Source organism: Dolichospermum circinale AWQC310F, assembly GCF_000426925.1.
Classification (GTDB): domain Bacteria; phylum Cyanobacteriota; class Cyanobacteriia; order Cyanobacteriales; family Nostocaceae; genus Dolichospermum; species Dolichospermum circinale.
The window spans coordinates 107,205-110,859 of record NZ_KE384670.1 but is presented as its reverse complement, the minus strand read 5'-3'; the positions used below and the strand labels follow the sequence as shown (position 1 = coordinate 110,859).

The following is a 3,655-nucleotide window of genomic DNA, read 5'->3' as shown; positions in this document are numbered from 1 at the left end:
CAGTTATGTTCATTGGATGGAAGATATTATGAAATGTTGACATTTTTACCCTTGATAATACTACTATACATAAATATGTAAAGTTTTGTAACGACATTCAACATTTCTGGAAATTTGTGATGTTAAAATAGTTGATACAAGCCGTTTATGGGAGGAATAGCCATGATAGTTGCAACTGCTAACAAGATGACTTTTGAGGAATTTCTTAATTATGACGATGGGACAGATAATTTATATGAATTTGAGAACGGAGAATTAATTCCTATGCCTTTAGAAAGTGAGATAAATCGGCGCATAGCAATGTTTTTAGTTGCCTATTTTCTGCAATTGGGTATTCCCTATTACCGCTTGAGTATGAAAACAGAAATTGCTGTGAATAGTCGGCAGGTGGGGGTGCGTGTTCCTGATTTGACGGTGTTTTCTGAAGAATTAGCTCAAGTGATGCAGGGGGCTACACGCTCGCTGATTTTAATGGATATGCCGCTGCCTTTGTTGGTGGTTGAGGTAGTGAGTCCAAATCAGGAAAATCGTGATTATCGTTATAAGCGTTCTGAGTATGCGGCGCGGGGAATTACTGAGTATTGGATTGTTGATCCAATTGGGCAAAAAGTGACGGTTTTAGAATGGGTGGAGGGTTTTTATGAGGAGCAGGTTTATAGGGGAGATGATATGATTTGTTCGCCTCTATTTAGTGATGTAAAGTTAACTGTGGCTGAGGTTTTACAGGGATGAAATTTGATGAACTCCAACAGTTTTTATTTCATAACAACAATTAAAAACCAACAAAAAACCTAAAAATGTTGAGAAGAAAATCATCATGGTAAATAATATCAAATCACCCGAATTACCGCTATTAGCTGCAACTGGACTCTGTAAAAATTTTGGTGGAATTAAAGCAGTTGAAGAAGCGAATATTGAAGTTATCAAAGGTAGTATTACTGGGTTAATTGGTCCTAATGGTGCTGGTAAAACCACCTTATTTAATTTACTTTCTAATTTTATCCATCCAGATAAAGGTAGAGTCATTTTTGATGGTGAACCTATTCATCAATTACAATCATACCAAATTGCTCAACAAGGATTAGTCAGAACTTTTCAAGTTGCACGGGTTTTATCAAAATTATCAGTATTAGAAAATATGCTTTTGGGAGCGCAAAAACAAACTGGTGAAAACTTTTGGCAAGTGCAACTGCAACCTCATGTTATTCTTAAAGAAGAAAAACAATTAAAAGAACGGGCTATGTTTTTGTTAGAATCTGTAGGCTTGGAAAAAAAGGCTTCAGACTATGCTGGTGGTTTATCTGGAGGACAAAGAAAACTTTTAGAAATTGGCAGGGCATTAATGACTAATCCTAAGTTAATATTATTAGATGAACCTGCTGCTGGTGTCAATCCTCGATTAATTGATGAAATATGCGATCGCATTATAACATGGAATCGTCAGGAGGGAATGACATTTTTAATTATTGAGCATAATATGGATGTAATTATGTCTTTATGTGATAGAGTTTGGGTATTAGCAGAAGGAAAAAATTTAGCTGTGGGGAATCCTCAAGAAATCCAAAATAATACCAAAGTTTTAGAAGCATATTTGGGACAATAACGTTATATTAGATATGCCTAAGAAAATTAGAGAACTGAAAAATTTATTACTGCAATCCGGTTTTACATATAAACCGGCAAAGGGAAGTCAGAGCAAATGGATACATCCAAAATTATCTAAAGCTATTATCATTGCTGGTAAAGATGGTAGTGATGCTAAACAATATTTAGAGAAGCAAGTTAATGAAGCAATAGTAGAATTGAATAAAATAGAAACAGAAGAAAAGGAGGAATCAGAGGAATGAAATATACAATTATTATTCAATGGTCTAAGGAAGATGAATGTTATGTAGTTTCATTACCAGATTTTACAGATGTCATGCAGCCTTGTACTCATGGAGACACTTATGAAGAGGCTTTAAAAAATGCCCAAGAAGTTTTAGAAATGCTGATTTCATCTTATTTAGAAGACGGACAACCAATACCTGAACCGCAAATTTTAGGAAAATTATTAACAGCAGCTTAATTTTTCATTAGTCCACGCAGGTGGACTTTGTTTGTATAGCCGTGATTTATAATCGCCAAGACTTTTTATTCCTATAAAAACTAAAACCAGTGAGTAACCGTAACCTACAAGAAACCCATTTAAACCGCGCCCGTGCTAGTCTCAGACAAGCATTATCTTGGTATGGATATCTCCGTAAATCTGGACAACTAGCCGCTAACCCAGAATTAGAAAATTTACTCAAACCGGAAATAGAAGCTTTAAATAACACATTGATTAAATTAGATGCAAATGTGATTAGAATTGCGGCTTTTGGTTTAGTTAGTCGAGGAAAATCAGCAGTATTAAACTCTTTAATAGGGGAAAAAATTCTGCAAACAGGACCTTTAAATGGTGTGACTCAATGGCCGCGTTCTGTGCGCTGGAAACCGGGGGATAAGGTATTAGTCGAATTAATAGATACCCCTGGTTTAGATGAAATTGCAGGAGAATTAAGGGCGGAAATAGCGCGAAATGTAGCCCGTCAAGCTGATTTAATTTTGTTTGTTGTTTCTGGAGACATTACTAAAACTGAATATCAAGGATTATTGGAATTACGTCAAGCCCAAAAACCCTTAATTTTAGTATTTAATAAAATTGATTTATATCCAGAAATAGACAGAAATGCAATTTACAAAAATCTGCAACAATTAGGGGCGGGAAATTTACAAAATAATCCTTTATTACCAGATGAAATTGTCATGGTAGCCGCTGAACCTGCGCCCATGGAGGTGAGAGTAGAATATCCAAATGGAACTATTAATTATGAATGGGAAACATCACCTCCCCAAGTAGAGGAATTAAAGCAAACAATCCTGAATATATTAAACAGAGAAGGACGATCTCTATTAGCTTTAAATGCACTAATTCAAGCTAGGGAATCTGAGGAAAATATCGCCCAAAAAACCATTGATATGCGGGAAAAAGAAGCAGAAGATATTATTTGGCGATTTAGTCAATATAAAGCTTTAGCTATTGGTTTAAATCCTATTGCTTTTTTAGATATAATTGGCGGTTTTATTACTGATTTAGCCTTAATTCGTACCTTAGCTAAATTGTATGGTTTACCTATGACTAGTTATGAAGCCAGTAAATTATTAAAAACCATTTTATTTAGTTCCGGTGGTTTATTATTGGGAGAAATCAGTAGTAATTTAATATTAGGTTTAGGTAAAACTACCGCAGCCATAACTAGTGGTGATAATCCATTTAACATTACCACTTTTACCAGCAGCGCCATTATTCAAGGGGGAATTGCTGGTTATGGTGCTTATACCGTCGGTAAAGCTGCAAAGTTATATCTAGAAAAAGGCTGTACTTGGGGACAATTGGGCGCTAATACCGTCATTCAGGAGATTTTATCTCAAGTTGATAAAAACACTATTTTGTATCGCTTACAGCAAGAATTGGGCGGTAATTTTGGAGAATTTTGATTTTTAATTAATCAAAAATAATCAAAAAAAATTTTCTTTTTTTTGTTGTGGGGATTGACTTGCGGTGCTAGGCGTGATATGGTGATAATGGAAGTGCGTCTTTTCATAAAAATTTTATCACCACTCCATTATATTA

General features: G+C 35.0%; 5 protein-coding genes. All 5 read left to right on the top strand.

Annotated features, from left to right (window positions below; translation table 11 throughout):
• The first annotated feature begins 162 nt into the window (after positions 1-162).
• The 5 genes from ACIR310F_RS0106005 to ACIR310F_RS0105985 all read left to right on the top strand — a co-directional run bounded on the left by ACIR310F_RS0106005 (position 163) and on the right by ACIR310F_RS0105985 (position 3,519).
• A complete protein-coding gene (locus tag ACIR310F_RS0106005) occupies positions 163-732 on the top strand; it encodes a Uma2 family endonuclease (RefSeq protein WP_028083028.1) in 570 nt (189 codons plus the stop codon).
• An 85-nt stretch (positions 733-817) separates the two neighbouring features.
• A complete protein-coding gene (locus ACIR310F_RS0106000) occupies positions 818-1,603 on the top strand; it encodes an ABC transporter ATP-binding protein (protein WP_028083027.1) in 786 nt (261 codons plus the stop codon).
• 13 nt (positions 1,604-1,616) lie between these two features.
• A complete protein-coding gene (locus ACIR310F_RS0105995) occupies positions 1,617-1,847 on the top strand; it encodes a type II toxin-antitoxin system HicA family toxin (RefSeq protein WP_028083026.1) in 231 nt (76 codons plus the stop codon).
• A complete protein-coding gene (locus ACIR310F_RS0105990) occupies positions 1,844-2,068 on the top strand; it encodes a type II toxin-antitoxin system HicB family antitoxin (RefSeq protein WP_028083025.1) in 225 nt (74 codons plus the stop codon). The genes ACIR310F_RS0105995 and ACIR310F_RS0105990 overlap by 4 nt, the downstream gene beginning before the upstream one ends.
• An 89-nt stretch (positions 2,069-2,157) precedes the next feature.
• Positions 2,158-3,519 (top strand): GTP-binding protein, encoded by a 1,362-nt coding sequence (locus ACIR310F_RS0105985; RefSeq protein WP_028083024.1) that lies wholly within the window; start codon positions 2,158-2,160, stop codon positions 3,517-3,519.
• The last annotated feature ends 136 nt before the right edge of the window (positions 3,520-3,655 follow it).

Excerpts from the sequence above, each read along its gene's own strand:
- ACIR310F_RS0106005 (WP_028083028.1), top strand. The coding sequence starts at position 163 with ATGATAGTTGCAACTGCTAACAAGATGACTTTTGAGGAATTTCTTAAT.
- ACIR310F_RS0106000 (WP_028083027.1), top strand. The coding sequence starts at position 818 with ATGGTAAATAATATCAAATCACCCGAATTACCGCTATTAGCTGCAACT.
- ACIR310F_RS0105995 (WP_028083026.1), top strand. The coding sequence starts at position 1,617 with ATGCCTAAGAAAATTAGAGAACTGAAAAATTTATTACTGCAATCCGGT.
- ACIR310F_RS0105990 (WP_028083025.1), top strand. The coding sequence starts at position 1,844 with ATGAAATATACAATTATTATTCAATGGTCTAAGGAAGATGAATGTTAT.